The sequence below is a fragment of the Micromonospora sp. CNZ303 genome (genome assembly GCF_004345505.1).
Map to the genome: position 1 here is coordinate 276432 of NZ_SLVT01000001.1, position 15119 is coordinate 291550.

Below are 15119 nucleotides of genomic sequence, written 5' to 3' on the forward strand. Positions count from 1 at the left end.
GGCCCCGTCCACCCCCGTCGGTGGGCGGGGCCCGCCGCGTTGCGCGGGTCAGCGGCCGAGCACCACCCGGGCCATCCCGTCGAGGGCCGGGTTGTCGGGCGCCCAGTAGCCCGTGTGGCCGTGCCGGCCGCTGGGGAACGTACGCCCGCCGAAGCCCGGGTGGGACGGGTCCTGCCCGAACCACAGCTCCCGCTCCGGCGCGCCGAGCAGCGCCCCGATCGCCGGGCCGACCGGCGACGCGCCCAGCAGGGACCGGCGGGCCAGCTCGTCCGGCGACCGGGCCCACCGGATCACGTCGTCCGGCGCGGTGCTCGCCCAGACCTGCCCGGGCGGCACGCCCAGCTCGCCGGCGTGCGCGACCCCCACCCCGGGCGAGCCGACGAAGACCAGCGCGTCGGCGGCCAGCCCGTGGTCGCGGGCGGCCGTGCCGACCACCAGCGAGCCGTAGCTGTGCCCGAGCACGGTCTGCCGGCCCGGCGGCCCGTCGTGGGTCTCCCGCAGCCCCTCCTGGAACCGGTGCAGCGCCGGGCCGGCGTTCTGGGCCTGACCCGGCCACGCCGCCTCGTGCAGGAAGTCGGGGGCGTCGTAGTCCAGCCAGAGCACCGCGGCGGCCTCCTCCTCGGGGGCGAGGGCGGCGCAGCGGGCCAGCACCCGCGCCGCGCGGCCCAACTCGCCGGGCACGTCGTGCAGGCCGGCGGTCATCCCCGGCACGTAGGTCAGCACCCGGGCCGACCGGTCGGGGTTGCCCAGCGCCACCACCGCCCGTCCCTCACCGCCCGTGCCCAGCCCCAGCAGGTACGCCCGGGGCTGCTCGTCGCCCCCCAGGCGGGCGGCCAGCGCGTCCAGCCCGGCCAGGGACTTCCCGATCCGCGACAGCCCGGCCAGCTCGACCGGCCCGCGCGGCACCCGCTCCAGCAGCCGTCGCCGCGCGCCCAGCAGTTCCTCCCGCCGCGCCCCGAGCAGCAGCCGGTTGGCCTGGTCGCGGGCGGCCACCGGCACCCCGTCGAGGCGGCCGAGGAGCCCCGGCTCGTGCGCGACGAGCCATCGGCGCTGCGCGGGGGTGAGCCCGGCCCACCAGGCCCGCACCGAGGCCGGGTCGGCGCCGGCCTTCGGGCGGCCGGGCGGCGGCCGCTCGGCCCACCCCGCGCGGCCAGCGCGTCCAGCCGGCCCGCGGCCTCCCGGTCGGCCGCGCCGGCCAGCTCCAGCGCCGCCCGGATCGCCGCACCCACCTCGCCCACCCCGGCTCCGCCCGCGCCGGCCCCGGGCGCTCCGGCCCCGGGTGCGCCAGCCCTGGACGCGCCGGCCCCGGCCGTCCCGGCCCCGGGCGCGCGGACCACGGGTGCGCCGGCTCCGGCCGCGCCCGTCCCGGGGCGTGCGGTCGCCGGTGCGCGGGCGGGGTCGGCGGTGACCCGGCCCTGCCGGTCGACCAGCAGTCCGGCCGCGTCGGCGCGGGCCACCGCGGCGGCGAGCCGGGCCTTGGCGGCGGCCAGCCGGCCGGCGAACTCGGACAGCACCTGGTCGGCCTCGATCAGGGCGGGGGAGACGGCGGTCAGCTCGGTGCGCAGGGCCGCGAGCCGGGCGTCGGCGGCGACGCCGGCCCCGCCCGACCAGCCGGACCGCAGCACCGCCGCGCCGGCGGTCAGCTCGTCGGCCCGCCGCGCCACCGGGCCGGTCAGCCCCCGCCAGGCCACCCCGGCCGCCCGCCACGCGTCGGGATCGGCCGCCCACAGCTGCCGGTAGCCGACGTCCGTCGCGCGGCCGGCGGGGTGCGCCGGGCGCGGCGGAGGCGTCGGGCGTGCCGGGGGCGCCGGCGGGACCGGGCGCGCCGCGTGCCCGGCCGGGGCCGGACGGCCCGGCGCCGGGGGTGCCGGCACGTTCACCGGGGCAGCGCGGTGAGGCGGCCGGCCGCCCGGTCGTCCACCGCCTCGTACGCCTCGGCGGCGCGACGGACCGCCCCGGCCGTGTGGGCCACCCGGGCGCCGAGCCCGCCGAACCAGGTGTGCACGGCCGACTCCAGCCCGGCCGACGCCGCGCCGGTCGACCACTCCGGGGCCGGCACCACCAGCCCGGGCGCCCCAACCAGCCCGTGTGCCAGCCGGTACGCGTCGTCGTCGAGCCCGCGCGCGGCCCGGCGCAGCGCGTCCGGTCGTACGGTCAACGGCTGCTCGGTCATCCTCGGCCCCCCCGCCTCGCGAAAACATCGACGGCCGCGACGCTAGGCGTCGTTTACGCCCCCGCGCGTGGCCTGTGGACGACGGCCCGCCCGCGTACGGCCGCGTCGTCCACAGGCGTTGCCGCGCGCGGTGCCGAGGGCTAATCTGCGGCGGCCCGCGCCGGTAGGGTGAGCGGGTGATCGTCGCTGTCGGCATCGACGTCGTCCTCGTCGAGCGGTTCGCCAAGGCCCTGGCACGGACACCGCTGCTCGCCGACCGGCTCTTCACGGAGGCCGAGCGGTGCACCCGCTCCGGCAACCCGCGCTCGCCCGAGTCGCTGGCCGCCCGCTTCGCGGCCAAGGAGGCGGTCGCCAAGGCGCTCGGCGCCCCGGCCGGCCTGAGCTGGCACGACTGCGAGGTCGTGCCGGACCCGGACGGCCGGCCCTGGCTGACCGTCTCCGGCACCGTCGCGGCGGCGGCCACCGAGCGCGGGGTCAACCGCTGGCATCTCTCGTTGTCGCACGACGGTGGGATCGCCTCGGCGATGGTGGTCGCGGAGCGGTGATCGGGAGCGTGCCGGATCGCGGCGCGCCGGGAGTCGGACGGGACGGGGTGGCATGAGATCGGTGTGGCGGGTCGCGGACGTACGCGCTGCGGAGGCGGGCCTGATGGCCACGCTGCCGCCCGGGACGCTCATGAAGCGCGCGGCGGCCGGGCTGGCCCGCCGCTGCGCGCTGCTGCTTGCCGACCGGGGCGGCGTCTACGCCGCGCGGGTGCTGCTGCTGGTCGGCTCCGGCGACAACGGCGGCGACACGCTCCTCGCCGGCGCCCACCTGGCCCGGCGGGGCGCCGCCGTGTCGGCGCTGCTGCTGGCCCCCGGCCGGGCGCACGCGGAAGGGCTGGCCGCGCTGCGGGCCGCAGGCGGGCGGACTGTCGACCGGCCGCCGGGCACCGTCGACCTGGTGCTGGACGGCATCGTGGGGATCGGCGGGCGCGGCGGGCTGCGGGACACCGCCGACCAGCTCGCCGCCAGCCTCGTGGGGCACCGGGGGCGCGACGGCGCACCGGCCACCGTGGTCGCCGTGGACGTGCCCAGCGGGGTCGCGGTCGACACCGGGGGAGTGCCGTTGACCGCGTCGGGCCGCCCCAGCGCGGTACGGGCCGACGTGACGGTGGCGTTCGGCGCGCTGAAGCCCGCGCTGGTGGTGGGCCCGGCCGCCGCGCTCGCCGGTGAGGTGGAGCTGGTCGACATCGGGCTGGAGCCGTGGCTGCGGGGCAGCCCGGCGTTGGGCGTGACCGAGTGGTCGGACGTCGTCGACTGGTGGCCCCGGCTGGGCCCGGCCTCGGAGAAGTACAGCCGGGGCGTGGTGGGCGTCGCGACCGGCTCGGCGACCTACCCCGGCGCGGCCGTGCTCTCCGTCGCCGGGGCGCTGGCCGGCCCGACCGGCCTGGTCCGCTACGCCGGCTCGGCCCGGGCCGACGTGCTGCGCCGGCACCCGTCGGTGATCGCGACCGGCCGGGTCGCCGACGCCGGGCGGGTGCAGGCGTGGGTCTGCGGTTCCGGCCTGGGCACCGGCGAGGAGGCAGCCGGGGAGCTGCGGGCGGTGCTCGCCGCCCCGGTGCCGGTGGTGCTCGACGCCGACGCGCTGACGCTGCTGGTCGACGGCTCGCTCGCCGGCCGGCTGCGCACGCGGGACGCCCCGATCGTGGTCACCCCGCACGACCGCGAGTTCACCCGGCTCTGCGGGGAGGAGCCGGGCGCCGACCGGGTGGCCGCCACCCTGCGGCTGGCCGCCTGGATGAACGCGGTGGTGCTGCTCAAGGGCGACCGCACGGTGATCGGCACGCCGGACGGCCGGGCGTACGTCAACCCGACCGGCACCCCGGCGCTGGCCACCGGCGGCACCGGCGACGTGCTGGCCGGGCTGCTCGGCTCGCTGCTCGCCGCCGGGCTGCCCCCGGAGCGGGCGGCGGCCGCCGCCGCGTACCTGCACGGGCTGGCCGGCCGGGAGGCGGCCCGGGGCGGGCCGGTGACGGCGCCCGACGTGGCCGACGCCCTCCGCCCGGTCCTCGCCCGCCTCACCTGACCCGACGGCACCGACCGCACCGACGGCACCGGCGGCACCGGCGGCACCGGCCGCGCCGGCGGTGGCTCCGTGCCGGCTGCGCCGGCCTCGGCCGGGGGGATCGGCGCGGAAAGTAGGCTGGGGGCATGTGGCAGGCCGAGGTACGCGTGGACCTGGACGCGATCCGCGAGAACGTGAGCCGGCTGAGGTCCGGCACCGCCGCCGAGCTGATGGCGGTGGTGAAGGCCGACGGCTACGGCCACGGCATGGTCCCGGCCGCCCGCGCCGCCCTCGACGCCGGAGCCGACTGGCTGGGGGTCTGCACGCTCGACGAGGCGCTCACGCTGCGCCGGGCCGGGATCACCGTGCCGGTGCTGGCCTGGCTCCTCGCGCCCGGGCTGCCGCTGCACGAGGGCGTCGCCGCCGGGGTCGACCTCGGCGTCGCCAGCCTGCCCCAGCTCGACGAGATGGTCGCGGCGGGCCGCGCCGCCGGTCGGCCGGCCCGGCTGCACCTCAAGATCGACACCGGGCTGGCCCGGGGCGGCGCGACCGTCGCAGACTGGCCGGCCCTGCTCGACGCCGCCGCCAAGGCGCAGGCCGACGGCCTGGTCGAGGTGGTCGGGGTGTGGAGCCACTTCGTGTACGCGGACTCGCCCGGCCACCCGACCATCGACCGCCAGATCGCCGTCTTCCACGAGGGGCTGGGCATGGCCGAACAGGCCGGCCTGCGCCCGCGCTACCGGCACCTGGCCAACTCGGCGGCCACCCTGACCCGGCCCGACACCCACTTCGACCTGGTCCGCCCCGGGCTGGCCGTCTACGGTCTCTCCCCGGTGGCCGGCGAGCGCTACGGGCTGCGCCCGGCCATGACCGCCCGCGCCCGGGTGATGCTCGCCAAGCGCGTCCCCGCCGGCTCCGGCGTCTCGTACGGGCACACCTACACCACCGAGCGGGCGGCGAACCTCGCGGTGGTGCCGCTCGGCTACGCCGACGGGGTGCCCCGGCAGGCCTCGAACAGCGGCCCGGTGCAGCTCGGCGGCAAGCGCCGGACGATCTCGGGCCGCGTCTGCATGGACCAGTTCGTGCTCGACTGCGGCGACGACCCGGTGGCCGCCGGCGACGAGGTCACCCTCTTCGGCAGCGGCGCCGACGGCGGGCCCACCGCCGACGACTGGGCCGAGGCGGTCGGCACCATCAACTACGAGATCGTCACACGGTTCGGCAGCACCCGGGTGCCCCGCGTCTACGACGGCGAGCGCCCGTGACGACCCGTTCCCGCATCCCGCTGCCGCGTACCGGACACGCCAAGGCGGCCATCGGCGCGTTGGCCGCCGTCGGGGTCGCCGCCGCCGGGCTCGCGGCCGGCGTCGCCACCGAACGCGCCCTGGTCCGCAAGCTCAAGGCCGACCCCACCGACCGGTACGCCGGGGAGGTCTTCGGCGAGCAGCGGTACGACGACTCCTTCCGGCTGGAGATGCCCGACGGCACCGACATCCACGTCGAGGTGGTGGAGCCGACCCGGCCCGTGCCCGGCAACCCGACCGTGGTGCTGGTGCACGGCTTCTGCCTGGACATGGGCACCTTCCACTTCCAGCGCAAGCTGCTCGCCGAGCGGGGTGAGCACCGGATCGTCGCCTACGACCAGCCCGGGCACGGCCGGTCGGGGCGGCTGGAGACCGGCGAGTACGACCTCACCGCGCTCGGCCGGACGCTGCGCGAGGTGATCGACCGGACCGCCCCGGAGGGGCCGCTGGTGCTGGTCGGCCACTCGATGGGCGGAATGACCATCATGGCGTTCGCCGAGCTGTTTCCGGAGCTGTTCGGCGACCGGGTCGTGGGCACCGTGCTGATGGCCACCTCGGGCGGCCTGATCGCCGAGACCAAACTGGTCGCGCCCGCCCTGCTCGGCCGGGTCGGCGCGCCGGTGCTGCACATGGTCGGCAACGTCACCCGCTACGGCGGCCCGGTGATCGACCGGGCGCGCAGATCCACCACCAACGTGGCCTGGCTGCTCACCCGCAGGTACGGCTTCGGCACCCGCCAGCCCAGTCCGGCCCTGGTGTCGTACGTCGAGACGATGAACTCCCGCACCTCCGCCGACACGGTGACGCGCTACCTGCGGACGCTGGCCACGCACTCCCGGTTCCCGGCGCTCGCCGCGCTGGCGGACACCCCCGTGCTGGTGGTCGTCGGCGACAAGGACATGATCACCCCCGTGACGCACTCCGAGGAGATCGTCCGGCGACTGCCGCACGCCGAGTTCGTCAAGATCTCCGACAGCGGGCACGTGGTGATGCTGGAGCACGCCGACGAGGTCAACGCGGCGCTGGTCCGGTTCCTGGAGGCGCTGTGAGCCACGTCGTGAAGCTGCCGACCGTCGACGACACCCACGAGTTCGGGCGGCGGCTGGCCGGGCTGCTGCGCGCCGGCGACCTGCTGCTGCTGACCGGGCCGCTCGGCGCCGGCAAGACCGCGCTGACCCGGGGCGTCGGGGCCGGGCTCGGGGTGCTCGGGGACGTCACCTCGCCCACCTTCGTGATCGCCCGGGTGCACCGGCCCGACCCGGCCCGGGGCGGCAGGGTGGCGCTGGTGCACGCCGACGCGTACCGGCTGGGGGACGCCGCCGACCCGCGCGCCGAGATCGACGACCTCGACCTGGACGCCTCGGTGGACGAGTCGGTGACCGTTGTCGAGTGGGGCGAGGGTCTGGTCGAGCAGCTCGTCGACGCCCACCTGCGGGTACGCGTCGACCGGCGCGACGACGACACCCGGGTGGTCGAGCTGGAGCCGGTCGGCGGCGACTGGGCGCAGCGCCTGACCGCCCTCGGGTGAGCGCTGTCGTACCGGCTGCCTAGAGTGCGCGGGACGGACCCGACAGGCGAAAGGTTGCCGATGCCCGACGACGCCCCCACCCTGGACCTGCTGGCGCTGCTGCCGGAGGACTGGCGTGCCGTGCTCACCCCGCACCTCGACCCGGCCCGCACCGCCGCGCTGGCCGAGTTCGTCGCGGGCGAGTACGCGACCCGCACCGTCTTCCCGCCGGTCGAGGACCTCTTCTCGGCCTACCGGCTCTGCGCCCCGGCCGACTGCCGGGTGCTGATCCTCGGGCAGGATCCCTACCACAAGGCGGGGCAGGCCCACGGGCTCAGCTTCAGCGTGCGGGAGGGCGTGAGCGTGCCGCCGTCGCTGCGCAACGTCTTCAAGGAGTTGGGCGAGGACCTCGGCGTGCCGAAGCCGCGCGGCGGCAACCTCAGCGGCTGGGCGGCGCAGGGCGTACTGCTGCTCAACGCCGTGCTCACCGTCCGCGAGGCGACGCCCGGCTCGCACGCCAACCGTGGCTGGGAGGAGTTCACCGACGCCACCATCCGGGCGCTCGACGCCATGGACTCGCGGGTGGTCTTCCTGCTCTGGGGCGGCTACGCGCGCAAGAAGGCGGCCCTGGTGACCAACCCGCGGCACGTGGTGCTGGAGGCCGGGCACCCCAGCCCGATGAACCCGCGCGGCTTCCTGGGCAGCCGCCCGTTCAGCGCGGCCAACAAGGCGCTCGCCGACGCCGGCCTGCCCACGGTCGACTGGGAGCGTTCCGCCGGCTGACAGCTGCGCACTTTCGCGGTCACCGCGCGGTGACCGTCCGTTGTAGCCTGTGCTGCGAGCGGTCGGTCGGCGCGTACGCCGTGGCGGTGCCGACCTCGCCGAGCAGCGACGCGAGCCGGGAGGCGGCGATGGCGGCGACGGTCAGCGAACAGCGGTGGCGGGTGGCGCGGACGGCGCTGGCGGAGCAGACCGACCGCTTCCTCGACCTGGTCCGCGCCACCCCACCCGAGGCCATGGCCACCGCCCACTGGTCGGTGGCCGACACGCTGGCCCACGTGGGCTCCCTGGCGTGGTACTACGCGTGCCTCGTGGACCCGGACCACCCGCCCCTGCCGGTGCCGGGTCTGCACCGTCAGCTCCCGGACGTCACCGTCGACACGGTGGCGGACTTCAACGACGTGCTGCTGCGGCACCTCACCGAGCGCGAGCCGCAGGCCCTGGCCGACCGGTTGCGGGCCGACGTCGGGCGGCTCCTGGCCGTCTGCGAGGGGCAGCGCCCCGACGAGACGGTGCCCTGGCTCGGCGGGGCCCGGGTGCCCCTCGCCGGCCTCTGCGCGCACCTGGTCAACGAGCTGCTCATCCACGGTCACGACGTCGCCCGCGTCGCCGGGCGGCCGTGGTCGCTCCCCGGCCGGGACGCCGCGCTGTTCATGGAGCTGTTCGTGGCCGGGGTGGTCCGGCACGGCTACGGGCGGCTCATCGACGGCGGCGCGCCGCCGAGCGAACGGCCCGTCGTGGTCGAGTTCCGCTCGGCGTACGCGGCCCCGGTCCGGCTCCTGCTGCACCGGGGGCGGATGACGTTCGCCGACCCGGCAGCCCGGGCCGACGCCCGGATCGACCACGATCCCGGCACGCTCAACCTGATGATGTTCGGCCGGGTCAGCCGCGCCCGGGCGGTGCTCACCGGCAAGGTGCGCGTCAGCGGGCGGCGCCCCTGGCTGCTGCCGGCCTTCCTGCGTAAGTTCCGCACCCCGAGCTGACGCCCGGCCGCCCGCGCCACCGGCCCCGCCGCTCGTCCCACCCGGCCGGGGCGTGACCCGGGGTGACCACGGGGGCGACTAGGCTGGCTCACCGTGCTCGTACTGGTGGTGGACAGCTCGACCCCCGCGGTGACCGCGGCGCTGGTGGAGGTCGCGGCGGACGGTGTCGCGGCCCGCGCGCACCGCTGCACGGTCGACGCCCGCGCCCACGGTGAACTGCTCGCGCCGCAGGTCGACGCCGTGCTCACCGAGGCCGGCGCCCGCCCGGCCGACCTGGGGGCGATCGTCGCCGGCCTCGGCCCCGGCCCGTTCACCGGGCTGCGGGTGGGGCTGGTCACCGCCGCCACCATCGGCCAGGTGCTGGGCGTCCCGACGTACGGTGTCTGCTCGCTGGACGCCATCGGACACCCGGCGGCCGCCGGCGAGCCGGTGCTGGCGGCGAGCGACGCGCGCCGCCGGGAGATCTACTGGGCGGTCTACGACGGCGCGGGCCAGCGGATCGTCGGCCCGGAGGTGTCCGTGCCGGCGGTCGCCGCCGAGCGCGCCCGCGGCCTGGCCGTCACGGCCGCGGTCGGCGACGGCGCACACCGGTACGCGGACGCGCTCGGCCTGCCCGTGCGGGACGAGCCCCGCTACCCGGACGCGGCCGTGCTGGCGACCCTGGCCGCCGAGCGCATCCGGGCCGGCGCCCCCTCGGAGGCGCTCACCCCGCTCTACCTGCGCCGCCCGGACGCCGTCGCGGCGACGGCCCGAAAGCCGGTGCTGCCGTGAGCGCGAGGAGTGAGCCGGGCCTGCGAGCCCCGCAGTCGCGAGCCGAGGTGCTGCCGTGAGCGCGAGGAGTGAGCCGGGTTTGCGAGCCCCGCAGTCGCGAGCCGAGGCGGCACCGTGAGCGTGCGGCTGGAGCGGTTCCGGTGGTGGCACGTCGACGAGGTGCTGCCGATCGAGGCGGACCTGTTCGGCGCCGAGCAGTGGTCGGCGGCGATGTTCTGGAACGAGCTGGCCAACGGGCACTTCTACCTGGTCGCCACCGGCGACGACGGCGACCTGCTCGGCTACGCCGGGCTCGCCGTGGCCCCGCCCGACGAGGCGTGGGTGCAGAACGTCGCGGTGCGCCGGGACGCCCAGCGGCGCGGCGTCGGGCGGCTCCTGCTGGAGGCGCTGCTCGCCGAGGCCGCCCGGCTCGGCCTCCGCAGCGTCCTGCTGGAGGTCGCGGCCGACAACGCCCCCGCACAGAAGCTCTACGCGACGTACGGCTTCGAGCCGATCGGCGTACGGCGCGGCTACTACCAACCGAGCAACACCGACGCGCTGGTCATGCAGCGCACGCAGGATGTGAGCGATGACTGACGAACCCCTGGTCCTCGGCATCGAGACCTCCTGCGACGAGACCGGGGTCGGCATCGTACGCGGGCACACCCTGCTGGCCGACGCGCTCGCCTCCAGCGTCGAGCAGCACGCCCGCTTCGGCGGCGTCGTGCCCGAGGTGGCCAGCCGGGCCCACCTGGAGGCCATCGTGCCGACCATGGACCGGGCGTTGAAGGAGGCGGGGGTGACCCTCGCCGACATCGACGCGATCGCGGTCACCTCCGGCCCGGGGCTGGCCGGCGCGCTGCTGGTGGGGGTGGCCGCCGCGAAGGGCTACGCGCTCGCCGCCGAGAAGCCGGTCTACGGCGTCAACCACCTGGCCGCGCACGTCGCCGTGGACACCCTGGAACACGGTCCGCTGCCCGAGCCGGCGATCGCCCTGCTGGTCTCCGGCGGGCACTCCTCGCTGCTGCTCGTCGACGACCTGGCCCGGGGCGTCACCCCGCTCGGCGCCACCATCGACGACGCGGCCGGCGAGGCGTTCGACAAGGTGGCCCGGCTGCTCGGGCTGCCGTTCCCCGGCGGCCCGTACATCGACCGGGAGGCCCGGGCCGGCGACCCGGCCGCCATCGGCTTCCCGCGCGGCCTGACCGCCCCCAAGGACCTCGCCGCCCACCGCTACGACTTCTCCTTCTCCGGGCTGAAGACGGCGGTGGCCCGGTGGGTCGAGGCGCGGCAGCGCGCGGGTGAGGCGGTGCCCGTCGCCGACGTGGCCGCGTCCTTCCAGGAGGCGGTCTGCGACGTGCTGGTACGCAAGGCGCTGGACGCCTGCCGGTCCACCGGCGTCGAGACGCTGGTGATCGGCGGGGGCGTGGCGGCCAACTCCCGGCTGCGGGCAATGGCCGAGGACCGCGCCGCCGCGTACGGCATCCGGGTCCGGGTGCCCCGACCCGGGCTCTGCACGGACAACGGCGCGATGGTCGCCGCCCTCGGCTCGCACCTGGTCGCCTCGGGTGTCGCGCCGAGCCGGCTGGACCTGCCCGCCGACTCCGCCATGCCGCTGACGACAGTCAGCGTCTGAACCCCGAGGATGGCTGACGTGATCGTGCGGATGTGGGAGGCGCGGGCGGAGCCGTACGGCGCCGCGGACCTGATCACCTGGGTGTGCGACACCGCGCTGCCGGAGTTCGAGCACGACCCGATGCACCTGTCCAGCGAGGTGTTCTCCTCCACCGACCACCGGGTGGTGGTCATCTCCAAGTGGCGCAGCAACCCGCGTCCGCTGCCGGAGCCCCCGGCGACGCTGCTGGCCCGCCCGCCGCACTCCTGGGACTTCACGCAGGTCGACCGCTGAGGCCGGGCCGGCCGGCCGACGGCGGGAGACACGTGAGTTGCGGCACGCCGGGGCGGTAATTGGTTGGCGGGGTGACCGGCCCGCCACCTAGCGTCGGTGGGCCATGCGCTTCTCACCGGCCGGTGACCCCGGCGTACCCGACATCCGCTCGGCGACCCGCTATCTCGTGTGGCTGGCCGGGCGGCACAAGGCGCTGCTCACCGTCGGCATCCTGCTGGGCGTCGTCTGGATGGTCGCCCAGGCGCTGGTGCCGGCGGCCGTCGGCCGGGCGGTCGACGGGCTCACCCGCCGCGACGAGGAGGCGCTGCTCACCTGGGGGCTGGTGCTGCTCGGGCTGGGCGTGTTCCAGGCCGTCGCGGGGATCCTGCGGCACTACTGCGCGGTGCACAACTTCCTCGCCGGGGCGTACCGGACGGTGCAGTTGACCGTGGGCGCCGCGAACCGGCTCGGCGCCGCGCTGCCCCGCCGGGTCTCCGCCGGCGAGGTGGTGAGCATCGGTACGGCCGACATCAGCCAGATCGGTGCGGCCATCGACATCACCGCCCGGGGCGCCGGCGCGATCGTGGCGATCGTGACCGTCGGGGTGCTCCTGCTCAGCGCCTCCGTGCCGCTCGGGCTGGTCGTGGTGCTCGGCGTGCCGTTGCTGATGGCGGTCGTCGGGCTGCTCATCCGGCCGCTGCACCGGCAGCAGCAGGCGTACCGGGACTCGGAGGGGGCGCTGACCGCCCGGGCCGGCGACATCGTCTCCGGGCTGCGGGTGCTGCGCGGCGTCGGCGGCGAGCCGGTGCTCTCCGCCCGCTACCGATCGCGGTCGCAGGCGCTGCGCGCCGACGGCCTGCGGGTGGCCCGCGTCGAGTCGCTGCTGGAGGCGGCCCAGGTGCTGCTCCCGGGGGCGTTCCTGGTGCTGGTCACCTGGCTGGGCGCCCGGTTCGCGCTGCGCGGCGAGATCAGCGCCGGTGAGCTGGTGGCGTTCTACGGCTACACGGCGTTCCTGGTCAGCCCGCTGCGGCAGCTCACCGAGGCGGTGGACAAGCTGACCCGGGGGCACGTCGCCGCCCGGCGGGTGGTGCGGCTGCTGCGGCTCACCCCGGAACTGCTCGACCCGGCCCGCCCGGCCGCCCTGCCGGACGGCCCCGGCGAGCTGGTCGACGTGGCCTCCGGCGTGACGGTACGGCCGGGCCGGTTCACCGCGCTCGCCGCCACCGCCCCCGAGGACGCGGCGGCGGTCGTGGACCGCCTCGGCCGGTACGTCGACTCGGACGCGACGCTGCACGGCGTACCGCTGCGGGAGGTGGCGCTGGCGACGGTGCGGGAGCGGATCCTGGTGGCCGACAACGACGCGCACCTGTTCACCGGCCCGCTCCGCGCGGAGCTGGACCCGCACGACCGGGCCGACGACGCGACGCTCGAAGCGGCGCTGGCGGCGGCGAGCGCCACCGACATCGTCGAGGCCCTGCCGGCGGGGCTGGACAGCGCGGTCGCCGAGCGCGGCCGGGAGTTCTCCGGCGGCCAGCAGCAGCGGCTGCGGCTGGCCCGGGCGCTGGTCGCCGACCCGGAGATCCTGCTGCTGGTCGAGCCGACCAGCGCCGTCGACGCGCACACCGAGGCCCGCATCGCGGACCGGCTCGGCGCCGCCCGGGCGGGCCGGACCACCCTGGTCTGCACCACCAGCCCGCTCGTGCTGCACCGCGCCGACCACGTGATCTTCGTGGAGGACGGCAAGGCGGTGGCCGAGGGGTCGCACATCGCACTGCTCGACGGCGAGCCGCGCTACCGGGCGACGGTCAGCCGGGGGGAGGACTGATGGCCACCGCACTGCCGGTCGCCGACGGGCGCCAGGTGCGCCGCTACGCCCGCACGCTGGCCCGCCGGCATCCGAGGGCGCTCGGGGTCGCGCTCGGCCTGCACGCGCTGGCCGCCGCCGCCGGCCTGGTCGCGCCGTGGCTGCTCGGCGACCTGGTCGAGGGGATCTCCCGGGGTACGTCCGGCGTCACCGTGGACCGGATCGCCCTGCTGATCGCCGGGTTCGTGCTGGTGCAGTCGGTGCTCGTCCGCTTCGCCCATCTGGCGTCGGCCCGGCTCGGCGAGCGGGTGCTGGCCGAGCTGCGCGAGGAGTTCGTCGACCGGATCCTGGCGCTGCCGCTGGCCACCGTGGAACGGGCCGGCACGGGCGACCTGCTCACCCGGACGTCCCGGGACGTCTCCGCGCTGTCGCGGACGGTCCGGTTCGCGGTGCCGGAGACGCTGATCGCGATCGTCACCGGCTGCTTCATCGTCGGCGCGCTGCTCCTGGTCGACCCGCTGTTCGCGCTGCCCTGCCTGCTCGCGGTGCCGCTGCTGTGGGCCGGCACCCGCTGGTACCTGCGCCGCGCGCCTGCCGGCTACCTGCGGGAGAACGCCGCCTACTCCGACATCACCGACGGCATCAGCGAGACCGTCGAGGGTTCGCGGACCACGGAGGCGCTGCGGCAGCAGGCGCGCCGCCGGGCCCGCACCGACGCCGACATCCACCGGTCGTACGCGGCCGAGCGCTACACCCTGCGGCTGCGTACGGTGTTCTTCCCGATCGCCGAGATCGGCTACGTGCTGCCGGTGGTGGCCACGTTGATCATCGGCGGCTGGTTCTACCTGAAGGGCTGGGTGAGCCTCGGCGAGGTCACCGCCGCCACGCTGTACGTGCAGGCGTTGATCGACCCGGTCGACCGGCTGCTCTCCTGGCTGGACGAGTTGCAGGTCGGCGGCGCCTCCATGGCACGCCTGCTCGGGGTGGCCGACGCCGACCCGCCGGCCGGCTCTCCGACCAGGCCCGCCGCGGGCTCTGCGGGCCCGCCCGATCCTCCGCCACCGGGGGAGCGGCGGCTCGCCGCCCGGGACGTCCGGTACGCGTACCGGGAGGGCCGGGACGTGCTGCACGGCGTGACCCTGCTGCCGGAGCCGGGGGAGAAGCTGGCCATGGTGGGTCCCTCGGGCGCCGGCAAGTCCACGCTCGGTCGGCTGCTCGCCGGGGTGCACGCGCCCCGTACCGGCTCGGTCACGGTGGCCGGCCGACGGCTCGACGAGCTGCCCCTGTCCGAGCTGCGTACGCACGTCGCCCTGGTCACCCAGGAGCACCACGTCTTCATCGGCACGCTGCGGGAGAACGTGGCGATGGTGCGACCGGGCGCCGACGAGGCGGCCGTGCGGTCGGCGCTGGCCGCCGTCGACGCGTCGGAGTGGGCCGACGGGCTGCCGGACGGGCTGGACACCGTGGTCGGTGCCGGCGGGCACCCGCTGTCGCCCGCGCAGGCGCAGCAGCTCGCGCTGGCGAGGCTGGTGCTGGCCGACCCGCACACCCTGGTGCTGGACGAGGCCACCTCGCTGATCGACCCCCGCGCCGCCCGGCACCTGGAGCGGTCCCTCGCGGCCGTCCTCCATGGCCGTACGGTCGTGGCCATCGCGCACCGCCTCTTCTCGGCGCACGACGCCGACCGGGTGGCGGTGGTGGAGGACGGCCGGATCGCCGAGATCGGCTCGCACGACGAACTGGTGGCGGCCGACGGCTCCTACGCGGCCCTCTGGCGCTCCTGGCACGGCACCGGCTCCTGACGCGCCGCGCCGCGCGGCGTGCCGTGTCCGAGGCCGTCGCCGTCGACACCGGCGGACGGGGCGCCTGTTTCCGGGTTCGAGG

The 15119-nt window shown here is 76.9% G+C and carries 16 protein-coding genes; 14 read left to right on the forward strand and 2 right to left on the reverse strand.

What is annotated here, in order from left to right:
• Positions 1–48: 48 nt before the first annotated feature.
• Complete coding sequence (locus EV374_RS33165) at positions 49–1086, reverse strand: alpha/beta hydrolase family protein (RefSeq protein WP_486485521.1); 1038 nt, start codon at positions 1084–1086, stop codon at positions 49–51.
• Positions 1087–1404: 318 nt separating this feature from the next.
• Here EV374_RS33165 and EV374_RS33170 point away from each other — a divergent pair, with 318 nt between their 5' ends.
• The gene (locus EV374_RS33170) at positions 1405–1740 is read left to right on the forward strand and encodes a hypothetical protein (RefSeq protein WP_486485522.1); all 336 of its coding nucleotides are present in this window, start codon (positions 1405–1407) and stop codon (positions 1738–1740) included.
• Between the two features lie 136 nt (positions 1741–1876).
• Here the strand turns inward: EV374_RS33170 and EV374_RS01405 are convergent, their stop codons facing one another.
• Positions 1877–2173 (reverse strand): type VII secretion target, encoded by a 297-nt coding sequence (locus EV374_RS01405; protein WP_132230941.1) that lies wholly within the window; start codon positions 2171–2173, stop codon positions 1877–1879.
• 176 nt (positions 2174–2349) lie between these two features.
• Between EV374_RS01405 and EV374_RS01410 the strand changes: the two genes are divergently transcribed.
• The 13 genes from EV374_RS01410 to EV374_RS01470 all read left to right on the forward strand — a co-directional run bounded on the left by EV374_RS01410 (position 2350) and on the right by EV374_RS01470 (position 15037).
• The gene (locus tag EV374_RS01410; RefSeq protein WP_132230942.1) at positions 2350–2718 is read left to right on the forward strand and encodes a holo-ACP synthase; all 369 of its coding nucleotides are present in this window, start codon (positions 2350–2352) and stop codon (positions 2716–2718) included.
• A 52-nt stretch (positions 2719–2770) separates the two neighbouring features.
• Entirely contained in the window at positions 2771–4240 is a 1470-nt protein-coding gene (locus EV374_RS01415) for an NAD(P)H-hydrate dehydratase (protein WP_132230943.1), read from the forward strand.
• Between the two features lie 125 nt (positions 4241–4365).
• Positions 4366–5484 carry an alanine racemase gene (alr, locus tag EV374_RS01420; protein ID WP_132230944.1) on the forward strand — a complete coding sequence of 373 codons (1119 nt, stop codon included), beginning with the start codon at positions 4366–4368 and terminating at the stop codon, positions 5482–5484.
• Positions 5481–6572, forward strand: coding sequence for an alpha/beta fold hydrolase (locus EV374_RS01425; protein WP_207913794.1), 1092 nt, complete (start codon positions 5481–5483; stop codon positions 6570–6572). The genes alr and EV374_RS01425 overlap by 4 nt, the downstream gene beginning before the upstream one ends.
• The gene (tsaE, locus tag EV374_RS01430) at positions 6569–7051 is read left to right on the forward strand and encodes a tRNA (adenosine(37)-N6)-threonylcarbamoyltransferase complex ATPase subunit type 1 TsaE (protein WP_132230945.1); all 483 of its coding nucleotides are present in this window, start codon (positions 6569–6571) and stop codon (positions 7049–7051) included. The genes EV374_RS01425 and tsaE overlap by 4 nt, the downstream gene beginning before the upstream one ends.
• 60 nt (positions 7052–7111) lie before the next feature.
• The gene (gene ung, locus EV374_RS01435) at positions 7112–7813 is read left to right on the forward strand and encodes a uracil-DNA glycosylase (RefSeq protein WP_132230946.1); all 702 of its coding nucleotides are present in this window, start codon (positions 7112–7114) and stop codon (positions 7811–7813) included.
• Positions 7814–7842: 29 nt separating this feature from the next.
• Positions 7843–8793: a maleylpyruvate isomerase family mycothiol-dependent enzyme gene (locus EV374_RS01440; RefSeq protein WP_486485523.1), complete on the forward strand. Its 951-nt coding sequence runs from the start codon at positions 7843–7845 to the stop codon at positions 8791–8793.
• A 93-nt stretch (positions 8794–8886) separates the two neighbouring features.
• On the forward strand, positions 8887–9564 hold the full coding sequence (gene tsaB / locus EV374_RS01445) for a tRNA (adenosine(37)-N6)-threonylcarbamoyltransferase complex dimerization subunit type 1 TsaB (protein ID WP_132230947.1): 678 nt from the start codon (positions 8887–8889) through the stop codon (positions 9562–9564).
• A 120-nt stretch (positions 9565–9684) separates the two neighbouring features.
• Positions 9685–10140 (forward strand): ribosomal protein S18-alanine N-acetyltransferase, encoded by a 456-nt coding sequence (rimI, locus tag EV374_RS01450; RefSeq protein ID WP_132231335.1) that lies wholly within the window; start codon positions 9685–9687, stop codon positions 10138–10140.
• On the forward strand, positions 10133–11179 hold the full coding sequence (tsaD, locus tag EV374_RS01455; RefSeq protein ID WP_132230948.1) for a tRNA (adenosine(37)-N6)-threonylcarbamoyltransferase complex transferase subunit TsaD: 1047 nt from the start codon (positions 10133–10135) through the stop codon (positions 11177–11179). Before rimI ends, tsaD begins: the two co-directional genes overlap by 8 nt.
• Before the next feature lie 18 nt (positions 11180–11197).
• Entirely contained in the window at positions 11198–11452 is a 255-nt protein-coding gene (locus EV374_RS01460; RefSeq protein WP_091627865.1) for a hypothetical protein, read from the forward strand.
• Between the two features lie 103 nt (positions 11453–11555).
• The gene (locus EV374_RS01465; protein ID WP_132230949.1) at positions 11556–13256 is read left to right on the forward strand and encodes an ABC transporter ATP-binding protein; all 1701 of its coding nucleotides are present in this window, start codon (positions 11556–11558) and stop codon (positions 13254–13256) included.
• Complete coding sequence (locus EV374_RS01470; RefSeq protein ID WP_132230950.1) at positions 13256–15037, forward strand: ABC transporter ATP-binding protein; 1782 nt, start codon at positions 13256–13258, stop codon at positions 15035–15037. Before EV374_RS01465 ends, EV374_RS01470 begins: the two co-directional genes overlap by 1 nt.
• Positions 15038–15119: the final 82 nt, after the last annotated feature.

Coding starts and splice junctions, on each gene's coding strand:
- EV374_RS01405 (WP_132230941.1), bottom strand. CDS start 2,173: ATGACCGAGCAGCCGTTGACCGTACGACCGGACGCGCTGCGCCGGGCC.
- EV374_RS01415 (WP_132230943.1), top strand. CDS start 2,771: ATGAGATCGGTGTGGCGGGTCGCGGACGTACGCGCTGCGGAGGCGGGC.
- alr (WP_132230944.1), top strand. CDS start 4,366: ATGTGGCAGGCCGAGGTACGCGTGGACCTGGACGCGATCCGCGAGAAC.
- ung (WP_132230946.1), top strand. CDS start 7,112: ATGCCCGACGACGCCCCCACCCTGGACCTGCTGGCGCTGCTGCCGGAG.
- tsaD (WP_132230948.1), top strand. CDS start 10,133: ATGACTGACGAACCCCTGGTCCTCGGCATCGAGACCTCCTGCGACGAG.
- EV374_RS01465 (WP_132230949.1), top strand. CDS start 11,556: ATGCGCTTCTCACCGGCCGGTGACCCCGGCGTACCCGACATCCGCTCG.
- EV374_RS01470 (WP_132230950.1), top strand. CDS start 13,256: ATGGCCACCGCACTGCCGGTCGCCGACGGGCGCCAGGTGCGCCGCTAC.